Annotated in this window: 25 protein-coding genes, 12 tRNA genes, 1 rRNA gene and 2 pseudogenes; 1 reads left to right on the top strand and 39 read right to left on the bottom strand. The window is 41.9% G+C overall.

Annotation, left to right across the window (positions count from 1 at the left end; genetic code table 11):
- The 25 genes and pseudogenes from DF216_RS10025 to tgt all read right to left on the bottom strand — a co-directional run.
- A pseudogene (locus DF216_RS10025) lies at positions 1-116 on the bottom strand (transposase); the annotation flags it as partial.
- Positions 117-198: 82 nt separating this feature from the next.
- Complete coding sequence (gap, locus tag DF216_RS10020; RefSeq protein ID WP_000260679.1) at positions 199-1,206, bottom strand: type I glyceraldehyde-3-phosphate dehydrogenase; 1,008 nt, start codon at positions 1,204-1,206, stop codon at positions 199-201.
- 298 nt (positions 1,207-1,504) lie between these two features.
- Positions 1,505-4,156 (bottom strand): bifunctional acetaldehyde-CoA/alcohol dehydrogenase, encoded by a 2,652-nt coding sequence (adhE, locus tag DF216_RS10015; RefSeq protein WP_129326746.1) that lies wholly within the window; start codon positions 4,154-4,156, stop codon positions 1,505-1,507.
- Between the two features lie 292 nt (positions 4,157-4,448).
- A complete protein-coding gene (locus tag DF216_RS10010) occupies positions 4,449-4,862 on the bottom strand; it encodes an MORN repeat-containing protein (RefSeq protein WP_129326745.1) in 414 nt (137 codons plus the stop codon).
- The gene (locus DF216_RS10005; protein WP_129326744.1) at positions 4,849-5,292 is read right to left on the bottom strand and encodes a low molecular weight protein-tyrosine-phosphatase; all 444 of its coding nucleotides are present in this window, start codon (positions 5,290-5,292) and stop codon (positions 4,849-4,851) included. The genes DF216_RS10010 and DF216_RS10005 overlap by 14 nt, the downstream gene beginning before the upstream one ends.
- Positions 5,293-5,340: 48 nt before the next feature.
- Positions 5,341-5,661: a preprotein translocase subunit YajC gene (gene yajC, locus DF216_RS10000; RefSeq protein ID WP_129326748.1), complete on the bottom strand. Its 321-nt coding sequence runs from the start codon at positions 5,659-5,661 to the stop codon at positions 5,341-5,343.
- 128 nt (positions 5,662-5,789) lie between these two features.
- Positions 5,790-7,766 (bottom strand): transketolase, encoded by a 1,977-nt coding sequence (tkt, locus tag DF216_RS09995; RefSeq protein ID WP_129326743.1) that lies wholly within the window; start codon positions 7,764-7,766, stop codon positions 5,790-5,792.
- A gap of 116 nt (positions 7,767-7,882) precedes the next feature.
- Entirely contained in the window at positions 7,883-8,506 is a 624-nt protein-coding gene (locus tag DF216_RS09990; protein ID WP_125828270.1) for a ribonuclease P, read from the bottom strand.
- 51 nt (positions 8,507-8,557) lie between these two features.
- A complete protein-coding gene (jag, locus tag DF216_RS09985) occupies positions 8,558-9,547 on the bottom strand; it encodes an RNA-binding cell elongation regulator Jag/EloR (RefSeq protein ID WP_129326742.1) in 990 nt (329 codons plus the stop codon).
- Positions 9,548-9,564: 17 nt separating this feature from the next.
- Positions 9,565-10,377 (bottom strand): YidC/Oxa1 family membrane protein insertase, encoded by an 813-nt coding sequence (locus tag DF216_RS09980; RefSeq protein ID WP_164979039.1) that lies wholly within the window; start codon positions 10,375-10,377, stop codon positions 9,565-9,567.
- Positions 10,352-10,723 carry a ribonuclease P protein component gene (gene rnpA, locus DF216_RS09975; RefSeq protein WP_129326741.1) on the bottom strand — a complete coding sequence of 124 codons (372 nt, stop codon included), beginning with the start codon at positions 10,721-10,723 and terminating at the stop codon, positions 10,352-10,354. The genes DF216_RS09980 and rnpA overlap by 26 nt, the downstream gene beginning before the upstream one ends.
- Positions 10,724-10,871: 148 nt before the next feature.
- Positions 10,872-12,062: an acetate kinase gene (locus DF216_RS09970; protein WP_061454584.1), complete on the bottom strand. Its 1,191-nt coding sequence runs from the start codon at positions 12,060-12,062 to the stop codon at positions 10,872-10,874.
- 49 nt (positions 12,063-12,111) lie between these two features.
- The gene (locus DF216_RS09965; protein WP_129326740.1) at positions 12,112-13,065 is read right to left on the bottom strand and encodes a class I SAM-dependent methyltransferase; all 954 of its coding nucleotides are present in this window, start codon (positions 13,063-13,065) and stop codon (positions 12,112-12,114) included.
- Positions 13,066-13,123: 58 nt separating this feature from the next.
- Positions 13,124-13,714, bottom strand: a complete 591-nt coding sequence (locus DF216_RS09960; protein WP_061454586.1) for a class I SAM-dependent methyltransferase — start codon at positions 13,712-13,714, stop codon at positions 13,124-13,126.
- 32 nt (positions 13,715-13,746) lie between these two features.
- Positions 13,747-14,160 (bottom strand): competence type IV pilus minor pilin ComGG, encoded by a 414-nt coding sequence (comGG, locus tag DF216_RS09955; RefSeq protein WP_125828276.1) that lies wholly within the window; start codon positions 14,158-14,160, stop codon positions 13,747-13,749.
- On the bottom strand, positions 14,138-14,599 hold the full coding sequence (comGF, locus tag DF216_RS09950) for a competence type IV pilus minor pilin ComGF (protein ID WP_125828277.1): 462 nt from the start codon (positions 14,597-14,599) through the stop codon (positions 14,138-14,140). The genes comGG and comGF overlap by 23 nt, the downstream gene beginning before the upstream one ends.
- Positions 14,562-14,864, bottom strand: a complete 303-nt coding sequence (gene comGE / locus DF216_RS09945; protein WP_164979038.1) for a competence type IV pilus minor pilin ComGE — start codon at positions 14,862-14,864, stop codon at positions 14,562-14,564. Before comGE ends, comGF begins: the two co-directional genes overlap by 38 nt.
- Positions 14,827-15,261, bottom strand: a complete 435-nt coding sequence (gene comGD / locus DF216_RS09940) for a competence type IV pilus minor pilin ComGD (protein ID WP_125828278.1) — start codon at positions 15,259-15,261, stop codon at positions 14,827-14,829. The genes comGE and comGD overlap by 38 nt, the downstream gene beginning before the upstream one ends.
- Positions 15,224-15,547: a competence type IV pilus major pilin ComGC gene (comGC, locus tag DF216_RS09935; protein WP_125828279.1), complete on the bottom strand. Its 324-nt coding sequence runs from the start codon at positions 15,545-15,547 to the stop codon at positions 15,224-15,226. Before comGC ends, comGD begins: the two co-directional genes overlap by 38 nt.
- 1 nt (position 15,548) lies before the next feature.
- Complete coding sequence (gene comGB / locus DF216_RS09930) at positions 15,549-16,565, bottom strand: competence type IV pilus assembly protein ComGB (protein WP_164979037.1); 1,017 nt, start codon at positions 16,563-16,565, stop codon at positions 15,549-15,551.
- Complete coding sequence (gene comGA / locus DF216_RS09925; RefSeq protein WP_125828281.1) at positions 16,513-17,454, bottom strand: competence type IV pilus ATPase ComGA; 942 nt, start codon at positions 17,452-17,454, stop codon at positions 16,513-16,515. Before comGA ends, comGB begins: the two co-directional genes overlap by 53 nt.
- A gap of 62 nt (positions 17,455-17,516) precedes the next feature.
- A complete protein-coding gene (locus DF216_RS09920) occupies positions 17,517-17,882 on the bottom strand; it encodes a DUF1033 family protein (RefSeq protein WP_061454591.1) in 366 nt (121 codons plus the stop codon).
- A gap of 152 nt (positions 17,883-18,034) precedes the next feature.
- A complete protein-coding gene (gene nagA, locus DF216_RS09915; RefSeq protein ID WP_125828282.1) occupies positions 18,035-19,186 on the bottom strand; it encodes an N-acetylglucosamine-6-phosphate deacetylase in 1,152 nt (383 codons plus the stop codon).
- 140 nt (positions 19,187-19,326) lie between these two features.
- Positions 19,327-21,144, bottom strand: coding sequence for an acyltransferase family protein (locus DF216_RS09910; RefSeq protein WP_129326737.1), 1,818 nt, complete (start codon positions 21,142-21,144; stop codon positions 19,327-19,329).
- Between the two features lie 99 nt (positions 21,145-21,243).
- Positions 21,244-22,386 (bottom strand): tRNA guanosine(34) transglycosylase Tgt, encoded by a 1,143-nt coding sequence (tgt, locus tag DF216_RS09905; RefSeq protein ID WP_049496924.1) that lies wholly within the window; start codon positions 22,384-22,386, stop codon positions 21,244-21,246.
- 116 nt (positions 22,387-22,502) lie between these two features.
- On the opposite strand from tgt, the gene DF216_RS09900 reads away from it, so the two are divergent.
- Positions 22,503-23,360, top strand: a complete 858-nt coding sequence (locus tag DF216_RS09900; protein ID WP_061454593.1) for a DUF975 family protein — start codon at positions 22,503-22,505, stop codon at positions 23,358-23,360.
- 119 nt (positions 23,361-23,479) lie between these two features.
- Here DF216_RS09900 and DF216_RS09895 read toward each other — a convergent pair.
- The 14 genes and pseudogenes from DF216_RS09895 to rrf form a co-directional block, all read right to left on the bottom strand.
- Positions 23,480-24,445: pseudogene (locus DF216_RS09895) on the bottom strand (IS30 family transposase).
- 542 nt (positions 24,446-24,987) lie between these two features.
- Positions 24,988-25,071 (bottom strand) — tRNA-Leu (locus DF216_RS09890).
- A gap of 9 nt (positions 25,072-25,080) precedes the next feature.
- Positions 25,081-25,152: transfer RNA gene (locus DF216_RS09885), tRNA-Gln, on the bottom strand.
- Positions 25,153-25,165: 13 nt separating this feature from the next.
- Positions 25,166-25,238: transfer RNA gene (locus tag DF216_RS09880), tRNA-His, on the bottom strand.
- A 14-nt stretch (positions 25,239-25,252) separates the two neighbouring features.
- Positions 25,253-25,323: transfer RNA gene (locus DF216_RS09875), tRNA-Trp, on the bottom strand.
- Between the two features lie 5 nt (positions 25,324-25,328).
- Positions 25,329-25,409: transfer RNA gene (locus DF216_RS09870), tRNA-Tyr, on the bottom strand.
- A 17-nt stretch (positions 25,410-25,426) separates the two neighbouring features.
- Positions 25,427-25,499, bottom strand: a tRNA-Phe gene (locus DF216_RS09865).
- Between the two features lie 3 nt (positions 25,500-25,502).
- Positions 25,503-25,576 (bottom strand) — tRNA-Met (locus DF216_RS09860).
- 10 nt (positions 25,577-25,586) lie between these two features.
- Positions 25,587-25,676, bottom strand: a tRNA-Ser gene (locus DF216_RS09855).
- 6 nt (positions 25,677-25,682) lie between these two features.
- Positions 25,683-25,754, bottom strand: a tRNA-Glu gene (locus tag DF216_RS09850).
- 11 nt (positions 25,755-25,765) lie between these two features.
- Positions 25,766-25,839 (bottom strand) — tRNA-Ile (locus DF216_RS09845).
- A 33-nt stretch (positions 25,840-25,872) separates the two neighbouring features.
- Positions 25,873-25,943 (bottom strand) — tRNA-Gly (locus DF216_RS09840).
- Between the two features lie 5 nt (positions 25,944-25,948).
- Positions 25,949-26,021, bottom strand: a tRNA-Val gene (locus DF216_RS09835).
- Positions 26,022-26,025: 4 nt separating this feature from the next.
- Positions 26,026-26,141: ribosomal RNA gene (gene rrf, locus DF216_RS09830) — 5S ribosomal RNA — on the bottom strand.
- Positions 26,142-26,151 lie beyond the last annotated feature (10 nt).

The raw sequence follows: 26,151 nt of genomic DNA, 5'->3' as shown, positions 1-26,151 counted from the left end.
ATCATGTACCTAAGATTAGAATTGTTTATCCCAAACTTATTTGAAAGTTGCTCTAAGCTATATCCTTGTTTTCTAAGTTCATAGATCTGAACTTTATCCTCATAACTCAATTTCATAATAAAACACCCCAAAAGTTAGATTTTTTCTGTCTAACTTTTGGGGTGCAGTTCAAAGGCCTTGCTTTTATTGACTCAAAAATTATTTAGCGATTTTCGCGAAGTATTCAAGAGTACGTACAAGTTGTGCAGTATATGACATTTCATTGTCGTACCATGATACAACTTTAACCAATTGTTTACCGTCAACATCAAGAACTTTAGTTTGAGTTGCATCAAACAATGAACCGTAAGACATACCTACGATATCTGAAGATACGATTGGATCTTCTGTATAACCGTATGATTCGTTTGAAGCTGCTTTCATAGCTGCGTTCACTTCATCAACAGTAACGTTCTTTTCAAGAACAGCTACCAATTCAGTAACTGATCCAGTTGGAGTTGGAACGCGTTGTGCAGATCCGTCAAGTTTACCGTTCAATTCTGGGATTACAAGACCGATAGCTTTAGCAGCACCAGTTGAGTTAGGAACGATGTTTGCAGCACCAGCGCGAGCACGGCGAAGGTCACCACCACGGTGTGGTCCGTCAAGGATCATTTGGTCACCAGTGTAAGCGTGGATAGTAGTCATCAATCCTTCTACAACACCGAAGTTGTCTTGAAGAGCTTTAGCCATTGGAGCCAAGCAGTTTGTAGTACATGAAGCACCTGAGATAACTGTTTCAGTACCGTCAAGAACGTCGTGGTTAGTGTTAAATACGATTGTTTTAACATCGTTTCCACCAGGAGCAGTGATAACAACTTTCTTAGCTCCACCTTTAAGGTGTTTTTCAGCTGCATCTTTCTTAGCAAAGAAACCAGTTGCTTCAAGAACGATTTCTACACCGTCAGTAGCCCAGTCGATTTGTTCTGGATCACGTTCAGCAGAAACTTTAACGAATTTACCGTTAACTTCGAATCCACCTTCTTTAACTTCTACAGTACCGTCGAAACGACCTTGAGTTGTGTCGTATTTCAACAAGTGTGCAAGCATAACTGGATCTGTAAGGTCGTTGATGCGAGTAACTTCAACACCTTCTACGTTTTGGATACGGCGGAAAGCAAGACGACCGATACGTCCGAAACCGTTAATACCAACTTTAACTACCATTAGTGATTTCCTCCTTATGAAAATCATGAAATTTTTATTGTGAAAAGAGTAACTTGAATCACTACAAATCACCTTTCAACATTATTATTATATAACTATTTAAGTAGAATTGCAAGTATGGGCGTTGATTTTCTCTCTTGCTTTTCTACTTTTCAAGTTCCTTCATTCCCCTAGACTTTTATTTCTAGGTTCTTCTATCCTATCCGCATAACCTTCTCTTCTCATAGTTCAACTCTGACTTCAGAAATAGGACTATAAAAAGAGACAGGATATTTCCTGTCTCTAGGCTGATAAACGATTATTTACGACGTCCTGGACGTTCTTTGTAACCGTAGTAAGAATCTTCAATAATTTCTTGCATATGGTCAACCATTGGAAGGCGTGGGTTAGCAGGTGAACATTGGTCTTCATAGGCAAGGAAGGCTAATTCACGTGAATGTTTCTTCCATTCTTTTTCGTCGATTCCTTGAGCTTTGAAGTTCATTTGGATACCTACGCGCTCACCAAGTTCATAAACAGCTTTTGCGTAAGATTCTACACCTTCTTCTGGAGTAGAAGCTGGTAAGCCAAGCATACGAGCAATATCTTGGTATTTTTCATCAGCACGGTAGTAGTTGTATTTAGGCCATGTCGCTGTCTTAGCTGGACGTGTACCATTGTAGCGGATTACGTATGGAAGCAAGATAGCATTGGTACGACCGTGGATAGTGTGGAATTGCGCACCAATCTTATGAGCCATTGAGTGAGAAATACCTAGGAAGGCATTGGCAAAGGCCATACCAGCGATTGTGGAAGCGTTATGCATTTTTTCACGTGAATGGAAATCTGCATTCTTAACTGAGCTTTCAAGATTTTCGAATACAAGTTTGATTGCTTGAAGAGCAAGTCCGTCGGTGTAGTCGCTAGCCATTTGTGACACATATGCTTCAGTTGCGTGAGTCAATACATCCATACCAGTATCAGCAGCAACAAATCCTGGAACTGTCAATACCAAAGCAGGGTCTACGATTGCCACAGTTGGTGTCAATGAGTAGTCAGCGATTGGGTATTTACGGTTGTTGGCTTTATCAGAGATAACGGCAAACGGTGTTACTTCTGAACCTGTACCAGATGTCGTAGGAATTGCGATAAACTTAGTCTTCTTACCAAGCAATGGGAACTTGAAGGCACGTTTACGGATATCCATGAATTTTTGAACAAGGTCACGGAAGTCTACTTCTGGTTGCTCATAGAAGAGCCACATTACTTTCGCAGCATCCATTGGTGAGCCACCACCAAGAGCGATGATTGTATCTGGCTTAAAGGCACGCATGATTTCAGTACCACGCTCAACGGTTGTGATATCTGGATCTGGTTCTACATCTGCAAAGATTTGGTAAACAACCTTATTACGACGAAGATCGAGTTGTTCGATGATACGATCTAGGAAACCAAGTTCCACCATAGCGTGGTCTGTAACGATCATGACACGTTCAACGTCACGACATTTTTGAAGGTATTGAATTGAATCACGTTCAAAGTATGTTTTTGAAGGAAGTTTCATCCATTGCATGTTATTTCTCCGTCTTCCGACTTTTTTGATGTTTAAGAGGTTGATGGCGCTGACGTTATCCCCAACTGAGTTGCGTCCGTAAGAACCACATCCAAGTGTCAACGATGGTAAGAAGGCGTTATAAACGTCCCCAATACCTCCAAAAGTAGAAGGTGAGTTACAGATAACACGAATAGCTTTAACAGCTTTACCAAATTCTTTAGTCAATTCTTCGTCAGCTGTATGGATAGCTGCTGAGTGACCAAGACCGTTGAATTCAACCATTTGGCGTGCTTTGTTAATTCCGTCTTCACGGCTTTCAGATTTCAAAACTGCAATAACTGGTGATAATTTCTCACGAGTCAATGGTTCTTTTTCACCAACTTCTTTACATTCCGCAGCAAGAATGTTTGTCCCTTCTGGAACTGTAAATCCTGCTTGTTCTGCAATCCAAGCCGCTGGTTTTCCAACGATGTCAGCATTCAATTTTGCACCAGCACAGTTTTTGCTGTTGGCTTTTACTCCAAAGCAGAACTCTTCAAGAAGGGCTTTTTCTTTTTTGTTTACAAAGTAAGTGTGGTAAGACTTGAATTCTTCTACAAATTCATCGTAAATTTCTTTATCAATAATTACAGCTTGTTCAGATGCACAGACCATACCGTTATCAAATGATTTAGACATTACGATATCGTGAGCAGCCTGGCGGATATTTGCTGATTTTTCAACATAAGCTGGTACGTTTCCGGCACCTACCCCAAGTGCTGGCTTCCCACATGAGTAAGCCGCCTTAACCATGGCATTACCACCAGTTGCAAGGATTGTCGCAATGCCCTCGTGATTCATAAGAGCGCTAGTTGCTTCCATAGATGGTTGAGTAATCCATTGGACACAGTTCTCAGGAGCACCTGCTGCAATTGCTGCATCGCGCACGATTTGAGCTGCATGAGCTGATGATTCTTGAGCTGATGGGTGGAAGGCAAAGACGATAGGGTTACGAGTCTTCAATGAAATCAAGGATTTAAAGATTGCAGTTGAAGTAGGGTTTGTTGTCGGAGTAATCCCACAAACAACACCAACTGGTTCAGCGATAAGCGTCAAACCTGTTACATCATCTTCTTCAATGACACCAACAGTCTTGGTATGACGCATGTTGTTTACCACGTGCTCACAGGCAAATAGGTTTTTAGTCGCCTTGTCCTCAAAAACTCCACGGCCTGTTTCTTCATGAGCATGAAGCGCCAACTCTCCGTGAGCATCTAGAGCTGCAACAGAAGCTTTCGCTACGATGTAGTCTACTTGCTCTTGGTCTAACTTGCGCATTTCTTCGAGCGCGACCAAGGCTTTTTGTACCAACTCATCAACGTGCTTTTCAGCTGCGAGTTTCTTTTCCTCAGGTGTTACAGTTTTTTTATCAGCCATATTTTCCTCCATAGCTTTCAAGGATTTAATCCTTTGTTAATTTTTTCACAAGTTTATTATAACGCATTCTTTCTGTTTTGTAAACAGTTTCATATACATTTCACAAAGTTTTTTTGATTTCTTGTGAAATTTTTTTATATTCTTTATGTGCAGGCTTTCTTGTCGGAAGATTGTGATTTTTCCATCAAATATTTTTTATTTCACAAATTCCTTGTAAGAAGCTCTTGGAAATAGATAAACTTGCAAGTAAGCGCTTACTTAATTGTTCTAACGAAACCTCCTAATCAGGAGGCTACTGTTTTTGTTGAAATACGCCTTGTTTAAAGGTTCCTTCATAGACAACTTCTTGTTCTGTCGTCAACTTCCCTTGACCTTCAGCCTGGCCGTTTACAAAATCGCCTTCGTATTTCCAGCCAGATTTTGATTGGAAAATCCCTTTTCCATTAAAGGCTCCATTATTGAAATCACCCGTATATTGGTCTCCATTTTCAAAAGTCATGGTCCCCTGACCATTCATCTTTCCTCTTACCAAGGTTCCATCATAAACAAGCGCTCCATTATCAAGTGTCAGTACACCCTTTTTTGGTGTATTTAATAGAAAAACTGACACAGCACAGATAGCGATTAGAAGGACTGTTGCAATCTCTATACGCGGGCGAGTTAGATAAACTCGATATTTTTCAAAGATTTCTTTAAGCTTTTCCATTGTCACTCTCATTTTCTAATCGATCTAGCCAGTTTTGACATCCACTTATAATCCGAGCATAAGTTTCCCCAAAATCTCCTGTATACCAAGGGTCTGGAACACTTTCAGACGCAAAAGAGTAGATTTTATGCTGGAATTCCTGAGGACACATTTGACGCAGATCTGAAACGTTTGAAGCATCCATCCCGATAATATAATCAAACGACTCAAAGTCTTCTCTGCCAATCTGAAGCGATGTTTTGTCTTTGTCATAAGGAATCTGATATCTAAGAAAAATACCTTGCGTTCCCCTATGAATTGGATTGCCGTGCTCCCAAGATGAAGTTGCACGACTCTCGACTTGGTAATCGCTCGTCATGGACTTCATCACAAACTCTGCCATAGGGCTGCGGCAAATATTTCCTAAGCACACAAATACTATTTTTTTCATCCCTTTTCCTCTTATATCATAGAAAAACGGGAGTGATAGGATCCCGTTTTATTCTTCAATTGCTCCACTTTCGTCGATAACTGTTCCTTCTGGTGTCACAGCTTCTTTGAGGGGCAACACTGTCTTGATAGCAGCTAATTCAAAAGTCAAATAAACCCCATCTACGTCAAGTACGATTGTACCTTTCTCAGTATCTACTTCATCCACTGTTCCGTAAAGTCCACCGATTGTAATGACTTCATAGCCTTTTTGAAGCTTGTTCAAGCTTTCCATACGCTTTTGTGCTTGTTTCTTTTGAGAACGTTGCATAAAGAACATCAAGGCAAACATACCTACAAGCATGATCACAAATGTTAAATTTGGACTAATATTTTCCATAGTATTTTCTCCTTTGTAATTCAGATAAAACTACTATATCAAATTTCACCTATTTTTACAAGGTTGTGCCTTGCTTTTATGCCAATAAAAAATCAGAGTCTTCACTCTGATTTCTGCGATTATTTCAAGTTTTGAACGATTTTGACTAGATTTTCCACAGTAAATCCATACTCTGCCAATACTTTTGGTGCTGGGGCAGATGCTCCAAAGGTATCAATACCGAGAACTGCACCATCAAGACCAACATATTTGTACCAGTTTTGAGTTGCACCCATTTCGACTGCAACACGACGGCGGACTGCATTTGGAAGGATTTCTTCCTTGTAAGCTGCATCTTGTGCGTCAAAGACATCTGTAGATGGCATGCTAACTACACGGACTTTTGCGCCTTGACTAGTCAATTCTTTGGCAGCTGCGACCGCCAAATTCACCTCTGAACCTGTTGCAATCAAGATCGTATCAAAGTCAGCTGCATTTTCATAGACAACATAGGCACCTTTTGCAACTTTGTCAAAGTCTGTCCCTTCTTCAACAGTCAAGTTTTGACGTGTCAAGACAAGGGCAGTTGGTGTTTTTTCGCTTGTCACAGCAAGGTACCAAACTGCTTGCGTTTCACGCGCATCTGCTGGGCGGAAAACATTTAGATTTGGCATAGCACGAAGACCGGCTAAGTGTTCAACTGGTTCGTGAGTTGGACCATCTTCACCAACTGCGATCGAATCGTGGGTAAAGACATACGTCACAGGAAGTCCTTGCAAGGCTGACAAGCGGACAGCTGCCTTCACATAGTCAGAGAAGACAAAGAAAGTTCCACCATAAACACGAAGTCCACCATGAAGAGCCATCCCGTTCAAGATGGTTCCCATTGCAAATTCACGAACACCAAACTGAATGTTGCGGTTCAAGCGATTGGCATCGTCTTGAAGTCCATCAGTATTGATATAAGTCATGTTTGAGTGAGCGAGGTCAGCTGACCCACCTAGGAAGGTTGGTAGCTTAGCTGCTACAACATTCAAGGCATCCTGACTCGAGTTACGAGTTGCTTGAGAAAATCCATTTTCTAAGGCTGGGAAGTCTGCTGGAGTCACTTCAACTGGATCACGTCCGTCGATGATGGCTTCTACTTCTGCTGCAAGTTCGGGATAAGCTTCTTTATAATCAGCAACTAGTTTTGTCCAAGCTTGATAAGCTGATGCGCCACGATCTGCAACATTTTCTTTGAAATCAGCATAAACTTGCTCTGGAATTTCAAATGGTTCATAGCCCCAACCAAGGGCTTGGCGAGTAGCCGCAGTTTCATCTGCCCCAAGAGGAGCACCGTGTACCGCATTGGTTCCTTGTTTATTTGGAGAACCGTATCCAATAACCGTCTTCACTTCAATCAAAGATGGTTTGCCTGAAGCTTTAGCTACTTCGATAGCAGCATGGATTGCTTCCAAGTCTGTTCCATCTTCAACCAAGGCTGTATGCCAACCGTAGGCATTGTAACGGTCACGAACACTTTCAGTAAAGGAATCCTTTGTTTCACCATCCAAGTTGATGTCATTTGAATCATAAAGGACAACCAACTTGTCTAGTTTTTGCAAGCCTGCGTATGAAGCCGCCTCACTTGAGACACCTTCCATCAAGTCACCATCTCCACAAATCACATAAGTGTAGTGATCAAAGAGATTGTAGCCTTCGCGATTGTATTTTGCTGCTAGGAAACGTTCTGCTTGGGCAAAACCAGTAGCAGTAGAAATCCCTTGTCCTAGAGGACCTGTTGTAGCATCAACCCCTGCTGTGTGCCCAAATTCTGGGTGACCTGGTGTTTTGGAACCCCATTGACGGAAGTTCTTGACCTCATCCATGCTGACATCTTCAAAACCAGAAAGGTGAAGAAGGGCATAAAGAAGCATTGAACCATGGCCTGCTGAAAGAATAAAACGATCACGGTTAATCCAGTTTGGTTGTGCTGGATTGATGCGAAGTTGTTTTGTAAAGAGGCTATAAGCCATCGGAGCTGCTCCCATAACCACCCCTGGGTGACCTGAGTTGGCTTTGTTGATAGCGTCAATTCCTAGGAAACGAATTGCATTAACAGATAGATTTGACATAGAATTTCCTTTCTCTTTGAGGTGATCAATAAATCACACATCCTATTTTACTATTATATGAAAAAATGCATAGAATAGCAATCAAACAATTCGATGCTCGATAAGTCTCCTATTTTCTACTCTCTAGTCGCCTGATAATAGGGAAGCAAGCGCTCATAAGCATCTTCTAGCTTCTCCAATATTGCTTCTACTGACTGATTTTCAATGAGGGAAACATCTACCTTGACCAAAACTTTTCGGACTTCCTGACTTCTCACCCTCTTACGTAAAGTACAACGATTCTCCTCAGTAGCCTCCATCTTATGACTTTCCCCATTTGAGTAGACTAAGTAATAAACACCTTCTACTGGTGGAATATCTAAAATCTTGGCTTGTTTACTCAGCGTCTGCTCATCCTTCTTACGCTCGATGAAACTGACTTCTAAGGAAATTCCAAAGTCAGTAGGTGCTCCATACAAACGCAGCGCCAACATGGGTTCTGTTACCCGCCCCTCTCTCTGTAGATAGACCCAGAAATGTGGTCGCAAGCGTTGCGCTTGATTCATCCACTGACTAGTCTGTTGTAGGTGCCATTCTGGATGACTTGCTTGGAAGGTCTTGGCTAGATTTGTAAAAGCCTTACGAGCCTTCTGGCCCTTGTGGCGCAATTCCAGCATCTTCTTTTGTTCATCTCCAGCCTTATCTGGATTACGATACTGGATTCCCACGTAAGATAGGTAGTTTTTGATGGTTTCCATCATCTGTCTCTTCTCCTTTTTTCTAACAAAAAATCAGGTCAAGCCTGATTTTGTTTATTCCGTATCCACAACAACATAGCGATTTGGCTCATCACCCTCAGAATAGCTAGTCACGCCATCCATGCGTGAAATAATGCGATGGATAATCTTGCGTTCACTATTTGACATCGGATCGGTTTGTTGGCTACGACCTTCTTCTAAAACGCGAGTCGCCAATTTTTGAGCGTAGGTTTGCAAGACTTCTGCACGGTGTTCAACATAATCATTGACGTTAATCGTAATGTAGAAAGTTCTTGAATAGCGATTATAAAGATAATTTTGTGCCAAGAGTTGAAGGGCCTTTAAAACTTTTCCATGATAGCCGATAATACGACCTGGTTCATTGGTATCAATTTGCAGGTTGATAATGCGGCGATTATAATCGCTTGAAATGACACCTTCAACATCTATATCATCCAAAATTGTTTGAACATAATCAGTTACTTCTGTCGCTACTTGTTCAATATCATAGCTCTGTTCAACTTTTAAACCTAAATCTTCTAGGGACTGACTTTTTTTCTTCTCTTGCTCATCTACAAGTTCTTTGGCCTCTGTTGACGCTTCTGTTCTAGCTTCTTCTATTTGCAACTCATTTAAAATTTCAATATGCCCAGTCTCTTCAAGAATAGTGCTAGCATGTTTCTCATTTTTCAAGATTTCAGCCTTGATTTCATCAGAAACACCCTGACCTTCCTCTTCGATTTTTTTAATCGCCTCAACAACATGGCCGAGATCAACTGTCGCCTCTGTTACTGTCTTAACAGGTTCGTTTTGTTCATTGATTTCTTTCGGAACACCTTTTACGGCTTGTTGATTGGCCTTAATCACAGTCGTCTCACTAATCGCCTCAATATCAACTTGAGCTGGTTTTTTCCCAAATAAGCCTAAAAAACCTTTCTTCTCTTTGGACACAACCTTTATATGAGTCTTCATTCGAGGAAGACCTAATTCTTTCAATCCCTTTTGAATTGCTTCTTCAACTGTTGAACCCGTATATAACACCATAACCAGATTCCTCCTTATTACTTCATTTTCTGAGCCTTTTTCTTGGCTTTTCTTTTTCTATTTTCTAAATCTTTTTTAGCTTGTAATTCCGCCTCGCGCGCTGCAATCATCTTGAAAGGATTATTCAAGAAATAGGTTTGCAAAACTTGATAAGCATTGGATACTGCCCAGTACAGGGCAACTCCACTAGGCGCAGAGATGGCAAAGATAAAGATCAGTACCGGCATCCCGTACATCATCCCTGTCATTGCTCCACTTCTTTCAGGTAAAGCCTTATTTGATAACCAACTGCTCAAGAAAGTAAAGGCTGCCGCCAAAATCGGAAGGATAAAGCTTGTGTCTACTCCCCCAAGGTTCACCCACAAAAAGTGCCCTGTTTTCAAAAAGTCTACTCGAGTCAAGGCTTGGAACAAAGCCAAGAGGACTGGCATTTGAATCAAAATCGGCCAGAGAGAAGACGAGTGCTTGACCCCCAATTCTTTATAGACCTTCCGCATCTCCTGATCTAGCTTGGTTCTACTTTCCATATCACGACCTGGATATTGTTCTTGCAGTGCCTTGATGCGTGGTTGAGCCTCTTGCATTTTTCTAGAGGCCACCATCTGAGTCTGAAAGACTGGCAATAGAATCGTACGAATCAGGATTGTAAAGAGGATAATCCCCACTCCGATACTAATGTCAAAGGACAAAAAGCGGATGATTTCAGCAAAAAAATAGACAAATTTACTCCATATATCTGTAGTATCCGCTGTAACATCGCTTGTCCCACAAGCTGCCATGACAAATAGGGACAAGCTCAGTAGACTAGTCAACTGTAGTTTCTTTTTCACTCCTAATTCCTTCCCGGTAAATCTTTGATAACTTTAATACGTGGAGTAGATTTTTCTCCATCTCTGCATAATCCAAGCTTTCAACCCCTTTTCGAGCAATCACGATAAAATCAACGTTATCAGCCAAATGCTCCCTTACATTTAGCAAAATGTGTCGGATTCGCCTCTTAATCTGATTTCGGGTAACCGCATTCCCCAGCTTTTTGCTGACGGACAGTCCTACTCGAAAGTGGTTTTGCTGGTTTTCCAATTGGTAGACAACAAATTTTCGATTGGCAAAACTTGTCCCATATTGAAAAATCTCCTTAAAATCTTTCTCTCTTTTTACACGAAAGTTTTTCTTCAAAACTCAACTCCATCTATTAAATTACTACTATTATACCATATTTTTCGAAAAAGCCAATAACAGCAAGGTTTTCGAGATTTTTCCAAGCAAAAAAGCTGGAGAGCAAACTCTCCAACTCTTTTTACATGTACATTATTTCTTATTTTAGTTATTTTTTGAATCGTTCAACATCACGTGCAATCACTAATTCCTCATCTGTAGGGATTACCAAGACACGGATTTTCGCTACATCAGTTGAGATATCTCCAGTCACGCCAAAGACGTTCTTTTCTGGATCCACATCACATCCAAACCAAGAAATCCCTGAAATAACATCTCCACGTACATCTGAGGCATTCTCACCAACACCTGCTGTGAAAATGATCGCATCTGCACCATTTAGGACTGCCAAATACTGACCGATATGCTTTTGAATACGGTCAATATACATCTCGTAGGCCAAGGTCGCATTATGGTCTCCTGCTTTTACTGCAGCCATAACATCACGCATGTCACTTGACTTTTCAGAAACACCCAAAAGTCCAGACTCACGATTTAGGATTCGACTGATATCCTCTGGCGTGTTGAAATCCTCTGTATATTGCATTAAATAGGGAATGATAGCTGGGTCAATATCCCCTGTACGTGTTCCCATCATAATACCACCAAGCGGAGTGAAGCCCATAGAAGTGTCCACAGACTTGCCACCGCTGACAGCTGTAATAGAAGCGCCATTACCGATATGGCAAGTAATTAATTTCAAATCTTCTAATGGTCGACCTAAAATTTTAGCTGCTTCTCCTGCTACAAACTGATGACTTGTCCCATGTGCTCCATACTTACGAACTTTATTTTCAGTATAGTATTTATTTGGAAGAGGATAGCGATAGGCTTTTTCCGGCATGGTTGTGTGGAATGAAGTATCAAAAACAACAACGCTGGTAATATCTGGAAGTAATTCCTTAAATGCGCGAATTCCTGCTGCGTTGGCTGGGTTGTGAAGAGGAGCCAAAAGTCCCAACTCTTCAACCTTTTCTAAAACATCTCCCTCTACCAAGGTTGACTCTTTGAAATATTCACCACCAGCCACAACACGGTGCCCAACACCAGTTATTTCATCATAACCTTTGATGATGTCAAAACGAATCAGATCATCTAATAAAATTTTAACAGCTTGTGTGTGGTCGTCAATATCAAGAATTTGTTGTTCCGAACGACCGTCAAATTTTACAGTTGAGATCGAATCCGTCAAGCCAATACGCTCAATCAAGCCTTTGGCCAATACTGTTTCTTCTGGCATTTGGTAAAGTTGCCATTTCAAACTCGAGCTTCCTGCATTGATTGCAATTGTTTTAGTCATAACATGATACCTCTTTTAAGCGTTTTCAACTATTATAACAAAAATTACCTTATATTTCAGTACCTTTGCTCCATTTTTGAAAATTTTCTTTGAATTTCATTAGTGTAGCTGGATCTTGCAAACTTTCTAGCGGATAGACAAAAGGTCGCAGTTCCTGTTCAGTTTTCTTCTGTAAAACGAAAATGCTCTTAGCCTGACTGACCGTTGAGAAAATATCCTCTGGCAGAGTGATGATGGCAGCAAGACTCACTTCGTCTTTGAGCCACCCTTTTAACAAATCACTTTGAGGGCTGGTCAATAAATCACTCGGAGCTAGAAAAATAGCATAGCCATCTGACTTAAGGTACTTGAGACCTTGCTCCATCAGCAAATGATGGGCATAAGTATGTTCTTGACTAGAAGCCACTTGATAACGAGATGCAACGGCATCGTCTGGATAATAGCCAACAGGCAAATCGCTAATGACCACATCGCTTTCTTTAAGCATCTGCGGACGAACGGCATCGCCTTGAACAAATCCTGCCTGCAAACCGATTACATCTGCCATACTAGCCGCCAGATCAATCAGCAAATCATCCACTTCGACTCCCAAGTAATCCACTTTTTTAGCAAGAGAAGTCAAGAAGGTAGCACCCAGAATTCCCATACCAGAACCCATTTCGAGGATGCTTATTTCCTCTTGATCCAGCAACTCTTCCACAATAAGTACCAAGAGGAGGGCAATGGCATCCGGCGTAAACTGGTGATTGGCCTGCAAAGGCTCAGTTTGTCCTGCCTTCATCAAGAGAAACTGGTAGGTCTTGAGCCACTCTTCCTTGCGAAGGGCTAAGCGCTTAAGGGCTTGATTGTTCTCCTTGACCTGCTCTAGCTCGGTCTCACCATCCAGATAGATGCTGTTTTGCTCTACCAAGGCGTCATAAAAGTTGGTCGCCAAATCACTCTGGATGACTTGGACATTCTCTAGTAAATACGTATAAGCTTGTTCAATTTTTTCAAAATCCATATTCCTATCTTATCAAAATTCCCTCTTTTTTTCCATCTGAAGAGAAAAAATCACTGCTTTAGTCAGCGAGTGATTTTTGAGCTACTGTTAAAAAGAGCTCTGCGTAATTTCCTAGGAAAAGACCTTCTGCACTGTAAAGAATCTGACTGTCAATGCTCGAAAAACCAAATTGAGCAAGCTTGTTTTCCAGTTCAGCCAACTCAAATCCGTGGTGGTTGGCATCTGTCTTGACAAAATCAGCAATGAGAACTTGTCCCCTCTCCCTAAGATGACGGTGGAACATGGCAAGAGTCGCATCTAGATCAGGCATATGATGAAGAACCCGACTGACAATAATCAGGTCAAATTGCTGCCCCAAGGGATTTGCCAGTAAATCCTGATCCAAGAGTTGAAGATTCCTGATTTCTTGGTCTTCTGCTTTCAAACGTGCTTGCTCCAGCATCTTCTCCGAGATGTCTACTAGGGTAACCGACTTGGCCTGCTTGGCTAGGGGTAAGGCTAACAGACCCGTTCCACCACCAAAATCCAGTATTTCCTTGTCTAATAGAAGAGCAATCTGTTTTTCAACTGCCTGACAAACCAAGTTTGCAAGAAAGATATTTTTGGGCGAATCAAAGGTTTCTGCTTTGTGATTAAAATCATGTTTCATGCTTTTAGTTTAACAAAAAGAAGCTGATTTGCCTAGGAATTGCCTTTCTTGTCTGCCTTATTGTCTGTTTCTTTCTGATTGGTTTGTTGACTTGAGTTGGTAGATGATTGTTCCTTAGGGTCCGTTTTCTTTTCCTTGGGTTTCATTGAAGGAAAGAGAAATTCATAGTTGTTCTTATTCATACGAACACTTGTTGCAAAACCTGTTTTGGTATTTTGATAAGTGACTTTTCCTAGATTAAAGACTCGTTCCCCACTTTCTTGCTCAGACTTATCTTTGCTTCGTTTAGCCATGGCAAAAGCGACCAACTTTTCTTTGTTTAGGGTAAAGTCTTTGTGATGGGCGACTTGCCGATTCAAATAAAACTGCAACAAAAGGCTAAAAATGGCTGCCATGGTGACTGCATATAGGAGTACTCCTGCCTTAACTTTTTGCTTTTTCCACACGATAGATGAATTCCCTTTCTAAGCCTTTTTGAAATTGGAAACGAAAGCGAACCAATTGATTTTCCTCTGTGATTTGTGCTGATTTGAGGCCATAAACCATTGGCTGGTAACCTCGTCCACTGCTATCAGTTTTCCGAAAATCATCTGATTTGGACTTCCCCATAGCGATGTCCTTGCCATCTTGCTTCACATAGAGGCGATTGTCCTCCACCTTTTCAAACTGCGAACGCTCTAATTCAGCCTCTAGCTGGTCTACAAACAAGAGCCACTCCTTTTGCTCGCTTTGTTGCTGGTAGCGAACTTCTGAAATGAGGAGCTGACTCATAGCTTGAAAGAGGAGCAAGCCACCGCTAATGACGATGAGGGCAAGCAGAGATTCTAAAAGAGTGAAAGCTCTTACCTTACTGTTCTTTAAGATCCAGCAATTTCTCTGAACCATGGTAGACCTCCAATCCTTTTTCACTAGCAAACACCTGAATATCCACGCCATTGACCTTTACTTGATTTTGCCCCGTCTGTAAGGCCATCTTAGCCACACGTAAGACTTCCTCTTTTCGCAAAATTTCTGTCTCTAACCGTCGATTTTGTTGGATTTGCCCCAAGAGGAGAGTTGCAATACTGGCAAATACGGCCAGAGCTACTACTGCTTCTAGTAAAATCACTGCCTTAATTTTTTGTTTCCTTAATGCGTTTAATTTTTCCATTTCCTAGATATAATTGATAGCGAATCGCTCCCTTGCTAGTTTGAAATTCAACCTTAGCCAGGGACGAATTGCCCCCAGCTCGGTCAAAGTGAATCGTTTGTCCTGATGGTGCTTGAATCCCCTTGGGAACAACTATTTTTTGACTTCCATTGCTAATGGTCTGTCCGTCTAAGTTCAGGCTAGTCTTTTGTTGACTAGCTACACTATGCTTTTGAGTTTCACGGTATAGTTCTTCAAATTCCATGAAAAATATTTGCTCTTCCACTGCTGCAAAACTGGACTGAACTGAACCAGACAAGCCCAAAGCAATGATACTCACAACTCCCAAAACCAAGAGACTTTCAAGCATAGTAAAGGCCTTAATCTGCAACAGTTTGACTTGTTTTTTGTTTTGCATGGTAGTCTTTATAAGCTTTGGCTTGCTCAGCTGTGATACGACCGTCTGCCTGTAATTTACTTAGGCTAGCATCTTCATTCTTGTCCAGACTATAGAGTTCTGCCTGACTTTCCACCACCTTAACAACAGCAGCTTTCCCTTTGTCATTCACTGCATCCTTTTGCTTGGTCAAATTGGGCACAAAGAGCAAGAGAAGTACGCTGATAATTAAAAGGACCACCAACATCTCTACCAGAGTGAAAGCTTGAACCTTGGCTTTTTTCAAATTTGTCATAAGTTTTTTCATTTTAAAAATTTACCTCCATATTTTGATACATGGGCATGAGTATTGCCGCATAAAGTAAAACGATAATCAGAGCCACAAAGATAAAAACCAGTGGCTGCACCAGATTCATGGTGCGGTTGACTCGGGTAAAAAAGGCTTCCCAAGTTTTTTCAGCATAGATTTCCAACTCACTCCCCAGCTTGGATTTGACTTCCCCATACTCGATGATAAGACTCAACTCCTTTTTAAAGAAAGGATAGGTCGCTATGGTTTGAGAAAATTCACGGCCATTTTGCAGAGCTTGAGCCAGATCTTGACCGATTTCTTTAAAAAGCTGAGAACCTTGTTCCTGCATGATTTGAAAAATCTGCGTCAGCTCCATTCCCTGTGAAATCATATTGCCCCATTCACGCGCATAATAGGCCGTCAGATAGGTCTGGACAAAGATTCCCAGAAAGGGAAATTTTGCCAATATCGAAAAAACGCGCATCTTAGAACTTCTTTTATAGAAAGTGAGGACTAACAGGGCAAGTACAGAAACAAACCCTAGCATGCCCAGAAAAATTTGTGGCAGATTACCAATGATTTGGGTAGCAATGTTGCTACTATCTAGTTGGGGTAGCAAGTAATTACGTAATCCCAGCATAATTAAGAGAAGAAAACCCAGTAAAATCAAAGGATAGGTCGCCACTTCAATTAACTTTTTCTTGACCTTGGCTAGATTATCCAAATATTCTTCTATCTTTCCCAAACTCAGGTGAAGATTTCCATGCACCTCAGCCAGTGACAGTTGGGTGACGATGGCAGTTGAAAATCCTAAACTCCCCATCATTTCTGAGAAAGATTTCCCCTGAGACAAGCCCTGGTGCATCTGGGCCACATAGTCCTTTTCCAGCAAGGCGCTTCTCCCCAAGAAAGAAATAATTTCTACCAAATGAAAGCCACTGGAAAAGAGGTTGTTAAACAGGGTGATGATTTTCTTCTGCTTAGCTGTAGCTAATTTTTTCCGTTTCAGCCTGAAGAGTTGAGATATGTCCATCTTTAAGAAGCTGGTCAATCTGCTCATTCCAGCTAGTTGGCTGGTGGTCTTGATAGTTTTGGTTTGCAAAGTCAACGATTCCTCCTCCCCCGATTAATCTCTGGTAGCAGACGCCTTGTAGGACAACTGCTAGTTCCTCCTCCGTCACACCTAACTCCAGAAGGCGTTCATAAACTCCTCGGACACTCTTAGCATGAATGGTTGAAAAGACTGTCGCACCTGTCAAACTGGCTCTGACAACCGCACGCGCCGTCTCACTGTCCCGAATTTCACCGATAATCAAGAGGTCTGGACGATGTCGGAGAGACAGTTTGATGAGATTTTCATAGGTCAATCCAATCGCCTCATTCAACTGCAACTGGAGCATGTCTTCCTGCTTGATCTCGACAGGATCTTCGATGGACATAACCTGCTGTCCCTTAAAAAGGGATTTGGCCAATTCGTGCATCAGCGTCGTCTTGCCACTTCCGACTGGACCTGCAAAAAGGTAGAGACCCCTTTGCCTGTATTGCTTACCCAGTTCATTCACATCCTGAAACCAGAAATGCAGGTTCTGCTCCTCATCGTGTAACAAACGAATGACCAAACTCTCATGTCCCCGATAATCTCCTACAGTGGATAAACGCAGAGAGGATAACTTTTCCTCATACTGGTAATCGCAAGAGCCCAGCTGACTGCGACGTTTTTCTCCTACATTCATACCTGCAACAAACTTGAAATGACTAATCACTGCAGCTAAAACCTCAAAGTCATAGGAGTCAACTAGACGCCTCTCGTCTCCAACTCGCATGTGAAGCTCGTAGGACTTTTCCTTGGGAATGAAATAGATATCCTGAGCCCCGTTTTCCTTGGCAGTAGTAATAATTTTCTGTGCAATTTCTTGTACCATACCGTCCTCCTTATCTAACTATTCGCAAAAAAATAAAAAAAGCAACTTAAAAAGTTACTTTTTTATCTCCATTTCATGCGGCAAGATCGATGCTTCTCTTGACCTGTTTGTTTTTCATAGCCTGGACGCAGCTTTTCATCGGGGATGACTTGCCCATCCTGCAAAAGTGCCAAAGAATGGTACTGCTGCAAATACTCATCACACTCATCGCACCAGCGCTGGTCAGCAGGATCCCAAAAGATCGTCATCAAATCACTCCTACTCTTGTAAAGAGGATTCTTCTTTTCCAGCTCAAACCAGCATAACTTATAATATTTTAGAGCATCATAATACTTGTCAAAAGATTGACTCATGATGACATCTTCTTCCCAGCCTTCTATGAACCACCACGGTTCATAGTCTCCATACATTTCTATAACACGATACATTCTTACTACTTCCTTTGTATCGTATATTATAACTAATTTTTCATTTCAAGAAAAGAATTTTGCTTGCCTTTCACTTTAGGAAGACTTCTTTAAATACCTTTTTCAGCCTATCAAAAAAATAGGAGTCCTCTACTGACCCCCATTTTATCATCTTAGGCTTGATAACGTTTCACACCATCTAGGTAGGTTGCTACCAATTCCAAATCTTTATCTAGCACGATAAAGTCAGCGTCATAACCTTCACGGATTTGACCACAAACATCATCGATGTGAACAGATTTTGCTGGGTTAAAGCTTGCCATCATAACTGCTTCATGCGGATTCGCAATGCCCCATTCGACCACATTTTTCAAACCGTCTTTGAGTTTGAGGATAGAACCTGCCAGATTGCCTGTCGATTTGAGGCGAGCAGTTCCATTGGCAACCACTACCGGGAATTCTCCCAACATGTAGTCTCCATCTTCCAAGCCACCAGCTGTCATACAGTCTGTAATAAGGGCAATATTTTCAGTTCCTTTTTGCTTGAGCAAAATGTCACAGGCCTTTGGATCTACGTGGTGACCGTCACAAATCAATTCAGCGTAAGTATGAGGCAACTCATACATAGCTCCCACCATACCTAGTTCACGGTGAGTCAACCCACGCATCCCATTGTAGGCATGTACCCAAACACTTGCTCCAGCATCAACTGCTTTTTTAGCCTCATCAAAGGTCGCATTAGAATGTCCAAGAGCAACGGTCACACCTTCACCCGTAACCGTGCGAACAAAGTCTTCTACACCTTCACGTTCTGGCGCAAGGGCAATTTTATTAAGCAGGCCATTGGCTGCTTTTTGCCAAGCACGAAACTCATCCATACGAGGATCTTTCATGTAGGCAGGGTTTTGAGCTCCCTTGTATTTCTCTGTGAAATATGGCCCTTCAAAATAGATTCCACGAATCTTGGCTCCACTTGCTTCCTGATAACGAGCACCGATATTTTCTGTTACCGCGAGCAATTGCTCATAAGATGATGTCAAAGTGGTTGGCAAGAAGCTGGTGACACCCGTGCTAAGCAATCCTTCACTCATAGTATGAAGGGTTCCTTCGATGTTATTGTCCATGACATCCACACCGCCAAATCCATGAATGTGGGTATCCACAAGTCCTGGAGCAATGCTGTAGCCTGTATAGTCAATCACCTCAGCACCTTCAGGAATCTCTTCTACATGCTTTCCAAACTTACCATCCACAAGTTCCAAGTAACCGCCACGACGAACTCCGTGTGGGTAGAAAAACTGATCCGCTTTAATATAATTAGGCATAATGATAACCTCCTTGATAGATTGATTCTAGAATTTATTATGTCAATTACATTATAAACCTTTCTTTTTCATTTGTAAATGGTATAGACCTATTTTCTGGAGATATTTTAAAAGAGCTGGATTTCTCCAACTCTTTGATCTTATTTTGATTTCACAGGTAGTTCTTGAGCAGCCTTAACAGCAGCTGCAATCGTCTCTGCATATAATTTAGCTCCTTCTTCAATCATGTTACTATCATTTCCAAAGTGAACTTGGTCGGTTCCAGCCCAGATTTCAGGGTGCTCCTTAGCAACCTTATTCCAGTCAGCAATGCTCACATAAGGATTCTTTTCAGCTAATTCTCGCGCATAAGCCGCATACTGCTCTACTGATGTATAAGTATCCTTGCTCTTGTCTCCCTCATAAGGTGTCACCAATATCAGATGGTGTCCTTTGGGTAGATTGTTAACGATACTGTCTAAATCATTCTTGTAACCCTCAGGATTATTAACACCCGTTGCAATGACAACTGTTTTTAGCAGTGCCTTGTTCTGACTATTATTGAGCATGATGTCATTGGCTTGCTTAGTCGTTCGACTAACTTGGGCATTGATATTTGCTTCAGGAAGCGCCTCTTGTAAGGCTGTATTGGCACGCAAGGCTACCGAATCTCCTATCAGGCTTGTTCCCTCAGAAATTCCTAGGCGACTTAGTTCGGCTTGTTCAGCAAGGGTCTTTGTTTGTCCTATATTGGTCTGGGCTTGTTTGAGACCATTGACCATCAAGTCTGTCTCAAAAGCTCCAACTTGGGGAGCCACAGCTATGATAATCAAGGTAAGCAAAGTAAGAATGCCAACACCACTAGCACTAATTGGTTTAATATGAGGTAATCGACTAAGCTTCCGTATTAAAGCATTGGTCTTACCAGCAATCAATGGCTCGATAATATAGAAGGACAAGATAGCAAAGAAATAGGAAAAGATAACTGTCAGGATAACAGCGGGCAGATTGCTCATCAACTGAGAGAAGATAATATAGAACGGCCAGTGGAAGAGATAAACCGCGTAGCTGGTATCTGCTAAAAATGTAATTATCCGAGGTTCTTGTATCTCAGGCGTTTTCTCATGCAAGACACGCGCGGCAAAAATCATGACAACGGCCGCTAAACTTGCTAGCAAGAAGCCAAATAAGTACGCAAACAGGTAGGTGAACTTGACAAAGAAAGTCAAGAGCACTAGCACCAAAAGCCCCGCAGCAAATACCAAGAGATTTTGACGAAGATTCCACATCCGGTCAAACTGCTTGACTAAATCGCTCGTCTGACGAACCCCCACAACTGTCGCCAAAATGCTTCCTAAAAAGAAGGGATAGACATGGGTTAAACTTGAAAAGTAGACAGATGAATAGGAACTGGCCATGAGACTACCAATGAACATGGAGAAAAAGCTAATGATGAAAGCTCCCGCAGAAAGGAGGAAGACCATCCCTCTCAATTGGCTACTAGATTTCGAACGTTTCGATAAGAACCAAACAGCCAAGCCCCAAAGGATGTAGTAGTGAACCTCAACAGCTAGACTCCAGTTGTGAACAAAGAGATGCGGAATGAACTGGGATTCGTAACTTCCCCCTGTTAACATCTCATAGAAGTTGGTCATAAAACCAAAAACTCCCGCAATCTGACCGCCAATTCCAGCAACATAGTCTTGGCGAACTAAGAGGGTAAAGGGCATGGTCACCAAAACCATCAGAACCACAGGTGGTACGATGCGGTAAAACCGTCTCTTAAAAAAACCCAGTAAATCAATCTGGCGTGCCTTCCCAAATCCTTCTAAAAGGAGAGAAGTGATTAAAAATCCTGAAAAAGTGAAAAAGACATCTACCCCAAAGAACCCTCCAGGAAAGATTGTCTGAAAGAAGTGGTACAAAAGTACCAGTAGTAAACCTGTAATCCTAATCAAGGAAAACCATTTAATACGCATACGAGTTTATTCTCCCTTTCGTTATACACTTTATTCTATCAAAAAAAGAAGAAAAATCCTACGAGAAAACGTAGGATTTTAGCATTCTATTTTTACACTTTAGAAATTGCGTCCTGACTTGTTGTAGCCATATTTTTCTACAAAATACTCACGGAATTCCAAGAGATTGTCATCCATGATGGCTTGACGAACCTGCTTCATCAGGTTGAGCAAGAAGTAAAGATTGTGGTAGCTGGTCAAACGGATACCGAAGGTTTCATCAGCCTTGAGTAGGTGACGAAGATAGGCGCGTGTGTAGTTCTTACATGTGTAGCAATCGCACTCAGGATCCAGTGGCGTAAAGTCCTCAGCAAACTGGGCATTCTTGACAACCAAACGCCCTTGGCTGGTCATACAGGTACCGTTACGAGCGATACGAGTTGGCAAGACACAGTCAAACATATCCACACCACGAATGACTCCATCAATCAAACTATCAGGCGCTCCCACTCCCATCAAGTAGCGAGGTTTGTTTTCTGGCAACAACTGAGTTGTGAAGTCCAAGACCGCATTCATCTCTTCGTGAGTTTCTCCTACTGCTAAACCACCAATCGAGTAGCCTGGAAAATCCATGCTGACAAGGTCTTGAGCTGACTGACGACGAAGATCCTCAAATCCTGCCCCCTGCACAATCCCAAACAAACCTTGGTCGTGCGGACGACGATGAGCCTTTAAGCCACGTTCTGCCCAACGACTAGTACGTTCGATTGATTTCTTCACATAGTCATAAGGTTGATAAAACTGCGGACACTCATCGAAAGACATCATGATGTCTGAACCTAGATTGTTCTGAATAGAGATGGCCTTTTCTGGTGATAGGAACATCTTGGAACCATTGAGATGGTTTTTAAAGGTTACTCCTTCTTCTGTGATATTTCTACTATCTGCTAGGGAATAAACCTGAAAACCACCACTATCCGTCAAGATGGGCTGATCCCAGTTCATGAACTTGTGGAGACCACCTGCGCGTGCGATGAGTTCATCTCCAGGACGGAGCCACAGATGATAGGTGTTTGACAGGATAATCCCCGAACCCATCTCCTTCAACTCCTCTGGCGACTGAGTCTTGACCGTAGCTTGGGTCCCAACTGGCATAAACATAGGTGTCGGGAAGGTGCCGTGGGGAGTTATGATTTCTCCCAGACGAGCTCCTGTATGTTTTTCTTTCTTAATCAAACGGTATTTGATTGGTGAATCTGACATTTTTTACCTCCGAAGCTGGGAAAAACAGTCCCAGTTCATACTTTGTGCCCAAAGGCATACTGTATGATTTTATCAAAAAAAACTGGAACTGTCACGAACTATGGTATAATGAGAGAATGAAATACCCAAAAATTGATTTAAAAACTATTCGTCTAGATGCTAAACAATTTCAGACAGACAACCCAAGACTCATTCTCATATTCGCTCTACCTAGTATGTTACTAATTTTCTCAAGCTTTCTGAATCCCTTGGCTCGTCTAAGTAACGATATTCTAAACCAATCATTTATCAGTATGCTGGGGCAAGTGCTTCAAGCCTATCTCTTCCCACTACTAGTATCTTTTATTGTTACAATCCTTCTATCAGGATCTGCCTTTACAACACTTAAACTTATCAAAAATCCCGAAACGGAACTCTCTCTAAAATCATGTCTGACTCTCTTTGATGAAAAATATTTTTCTCAAACTTTTCTAACCTTGCTTCTCAAGCGTCTCTATCTCTTTTTATGGAGTATTCCTAGTTTGATTGGTGTCTACTTTCTCTTTTATAGTAACCTCCTAGCACGGAACTTTGTTACCCTACATCCTGAATTTCCTAATCTTGACCTCTCATCACTTGAAACCGATCAGTTCCTTATGACCTTTGGACTCTACTTTTTAGCGAGCCTCATCTTGATGATTGTGGGCAATATCCTATACATCCCGCAACATTACGCCTACTCGCAGGTAGAATTTCTCCTCTGCGACACTCTGGATTTAGGACAAGCTAAACCAAGGCAAATCCTAAAAACCAGCCGTTTCCTGATGAAAGGATATAAGTTTCAGCGCTTTCTCCTCGACTTCCAGCTACTCCCTTGGTACTTCCTCAATTGGATTACCTTTGGGATTGCTAGTTTCACAATCCTTCCCTATATCCAAAACAATCAAATCTTCTTTTACAGAGCCCTACTAGCCCGCAAACGTCGAAATGGATAAAAAAACTAAAAAGGTAGCATCTTTGTACTGAACTTAATCGTCACAAGCGTAAATTTTTTCTTTCCCCAATTGTCAAGTCAAGTGCAACAAAGTTGTTCCTCTGATTAAGCGAATATCTTTCAAGCTGTTTGAGTTAGCTCAAACAGCTTTTTTGCGGACTGATAGTCATGGATTCGTCTGGGTCTTTCATTGATAGCCTTTGTATAGTCCTCTAAAAGTGTCGGATTTAGTTCTTTTAGTGAGATTCCCTTTGGAATGAACTCTCTTAACAATCCATTGAAATTCTCATTTGTACCTCGTTCATAAGATGAATAGGCATGTGCAAAATAAACATCTAATCCCTCTATCTTACTCAATGATGAAAATTCATTTCCATTATCTGCAGTTATGGACTTAATGGGATAAGGTTTCATACACTCTAAGACTGCTTGATTGACATACTCTGCTTTCTTTTCGACGAGTTTCTTTGTGACAGCATAGCGTGTTTGTCGTTCTACCAAGGTCAGAATAGAAGTTTCCCCTACTGTCTTTCCACCCCGAACAGAATCGATTTCCCAATCTCCAAAACGGGAGCGATTATTGATCTCTTCTGGCCTTTCTTCAATTGACTTTCCTATTGGTAAATCAATAGCCTTAATCTCTAACAAACCTTGATGGATATAGTTATAGAGCGTCTTGGTTGAAGGAACAACTGCATCTACATGTTGGAGTCTGTAGGTATGAACAAAGGTATCCACGCTATGCACCCTTGGTTTCTCTCTCATTGCTTCTGTAAATTTTGTCAGAAAGTCGTCCGATACACGATCCAGTTTCAGATAATAGCTGCCTTCTCTGGCCTGACGATAGCGGTTATGGGCAGCATCTGCATAATAGTGTTGATAATAGACCTTCTATCCATTTACTTGTTTCACTTGTGTTATAGAACCTCGATTCATTTCACGAGTAATGGTAGAGCGATTTCTTCCCAGTCTACGAGCAATCTCAGCAGGTTTGAGTCCTACGCTTAAATAAGCTTCAATTTCTCCTCGCTCAGCTTCAGATAAGTGCTTGTATGATTGATTTGTGGTAGAATAGTTTGTGGACATGTTTCTCTTCCTTTATACAGTTTTTCGCAACTCTAGTATATCAGATAGACATGTCTTTTGTGTTGCACTTCATTTTACAACAGAGCGAGTTTTTATTGTGCACTTATATTGTATATTCAAGACCAAAATAGAGACTGGTAAGTAAGCTGAGAACATCATTCAACGACAATTTATATCATCAAAACCAGTGCCGTAACATTAAATAGCTATCAAAAAATTTTATATTCAGAATAAATCTTAAAAACATTATTTACTACCAGTTTTAGATGCTATTAAAAGAGACATCATTGCTTCTAGTCCATTTTCATCCCCAAACGTTGCAATATTGGAGGAAGCAGCTACAAAGAAAAATGTGAGATCGCGATGCTCCAGAGCCACTGTGCATATCAACACCCTTCATACTATACTCTAAATTTCAAAAAAAAGACACCAATCGCCTTCTCAGAATATTAGCTGACTCCAACCCACTATAGTTAACAAAAAGCCGAAATTTATAAAGATAAAACAAAAAACAAGGCGTACAAACCTTGTCGTTATTACTATACCGGCGGCCGGGGTCGAACCGGCACGTCCTTGCGGACACTGGATTTTGAGTCCAGCGCGTCTGCCAATTCCGCCACGCCGGCAAATAGTAACTGGGGTAGCTGGATTCGAACCAACGCATGAGGGAGTCAAAGTCCCTTGCCTTACCGCTTGGCTATACCCCAATAATATAAAATAGGCGAGTGATGGGGATCGAACCCACGCATGCCAGAGCCACAATCTGGTGTGTTAACCACTTCACCACACCCGCCATCATCTTATTAACACGGGCAGTAGGAATTGAACCCACACTGAAGGTTTTGGAGACCTTAGTTCTACCTTTAAACTATGCCCGTAACTATGGAAGGGGAGGGATTCGAACCCCCGAACCCGAAGGAGCGGATTTACAGTCCGCCGCGTTTAGCCTCTTCGCTACCCTTCCAGATTATATATAAAATATGGCGCGAGACGGAATCGAACCGCCGACACATGGAGCTTCAATCCATTGCTCTACCAACTGAGCTACCGAGCCAAATTGCGGGAGCAGGATTTGAACCTACGACCTTCGGGTTATGAGCCCGACGAGCTACCGAGCTGCTCCATCCCGCGTTATTATAAAAGGAGGATGTGGGATTCGAACCCACGCACGCTTTTACACGCCTGACGGTTTTCAAGACCGTTCCCTTCAGCCGGACTTGGGTAATCCTCCAATAAATAGTCCGTACGGGATTCGAACCCGTGTTACCGCCGTGAAAAGGCGGTGTCTTAACCCCTTGACCAACGGACCATATTTATAAATGGGCACGAGTGGACTCGAACCACCGACCTCACGCTTATCAGGCGTGCGCTCTAACCACCTGAGCTACGCGCCCAAGTTAAAAAACTTGGTATTGAACAAAGTTCAAAGCGGGTGACGAGAATCGAACTCGCGACAACAGCTTGGAAGGCTGTAGTTTTACCACTAAACTACACCCGCTAAAATGGGAGTTAACGGGATCGAACCGCTGACCCTCTGCTTGTAAGGCAGATGCTCTCCCAGCTGAGCTAAACTCCCAAAAGCTAAGCGACTTCCATATCTCACAGGGGGCAACCCCCAACTACTTCCGGCGTTCTAGGGCTTAACTGCTGTGTTCGGCATGGGTACAGGTGTATCTCCTAGGCTATCGTCACTTAACTCTGAGTAA

Source organism: Streptococcus oralis (assembly GCF_004127215.1).
In the GTDB taxonomy this organism is placed as follows: domain Bacteria; phylum Bacillota; class Bacilli; order Lactobacillales; family Streptococcaceae; genus Streptococcus; species Streptococcus oralis_BD.
Note: the sequence above shows the minus strand (reverse complement) of the source record. Positions and strands in the feature narration are given on the sequence as shown.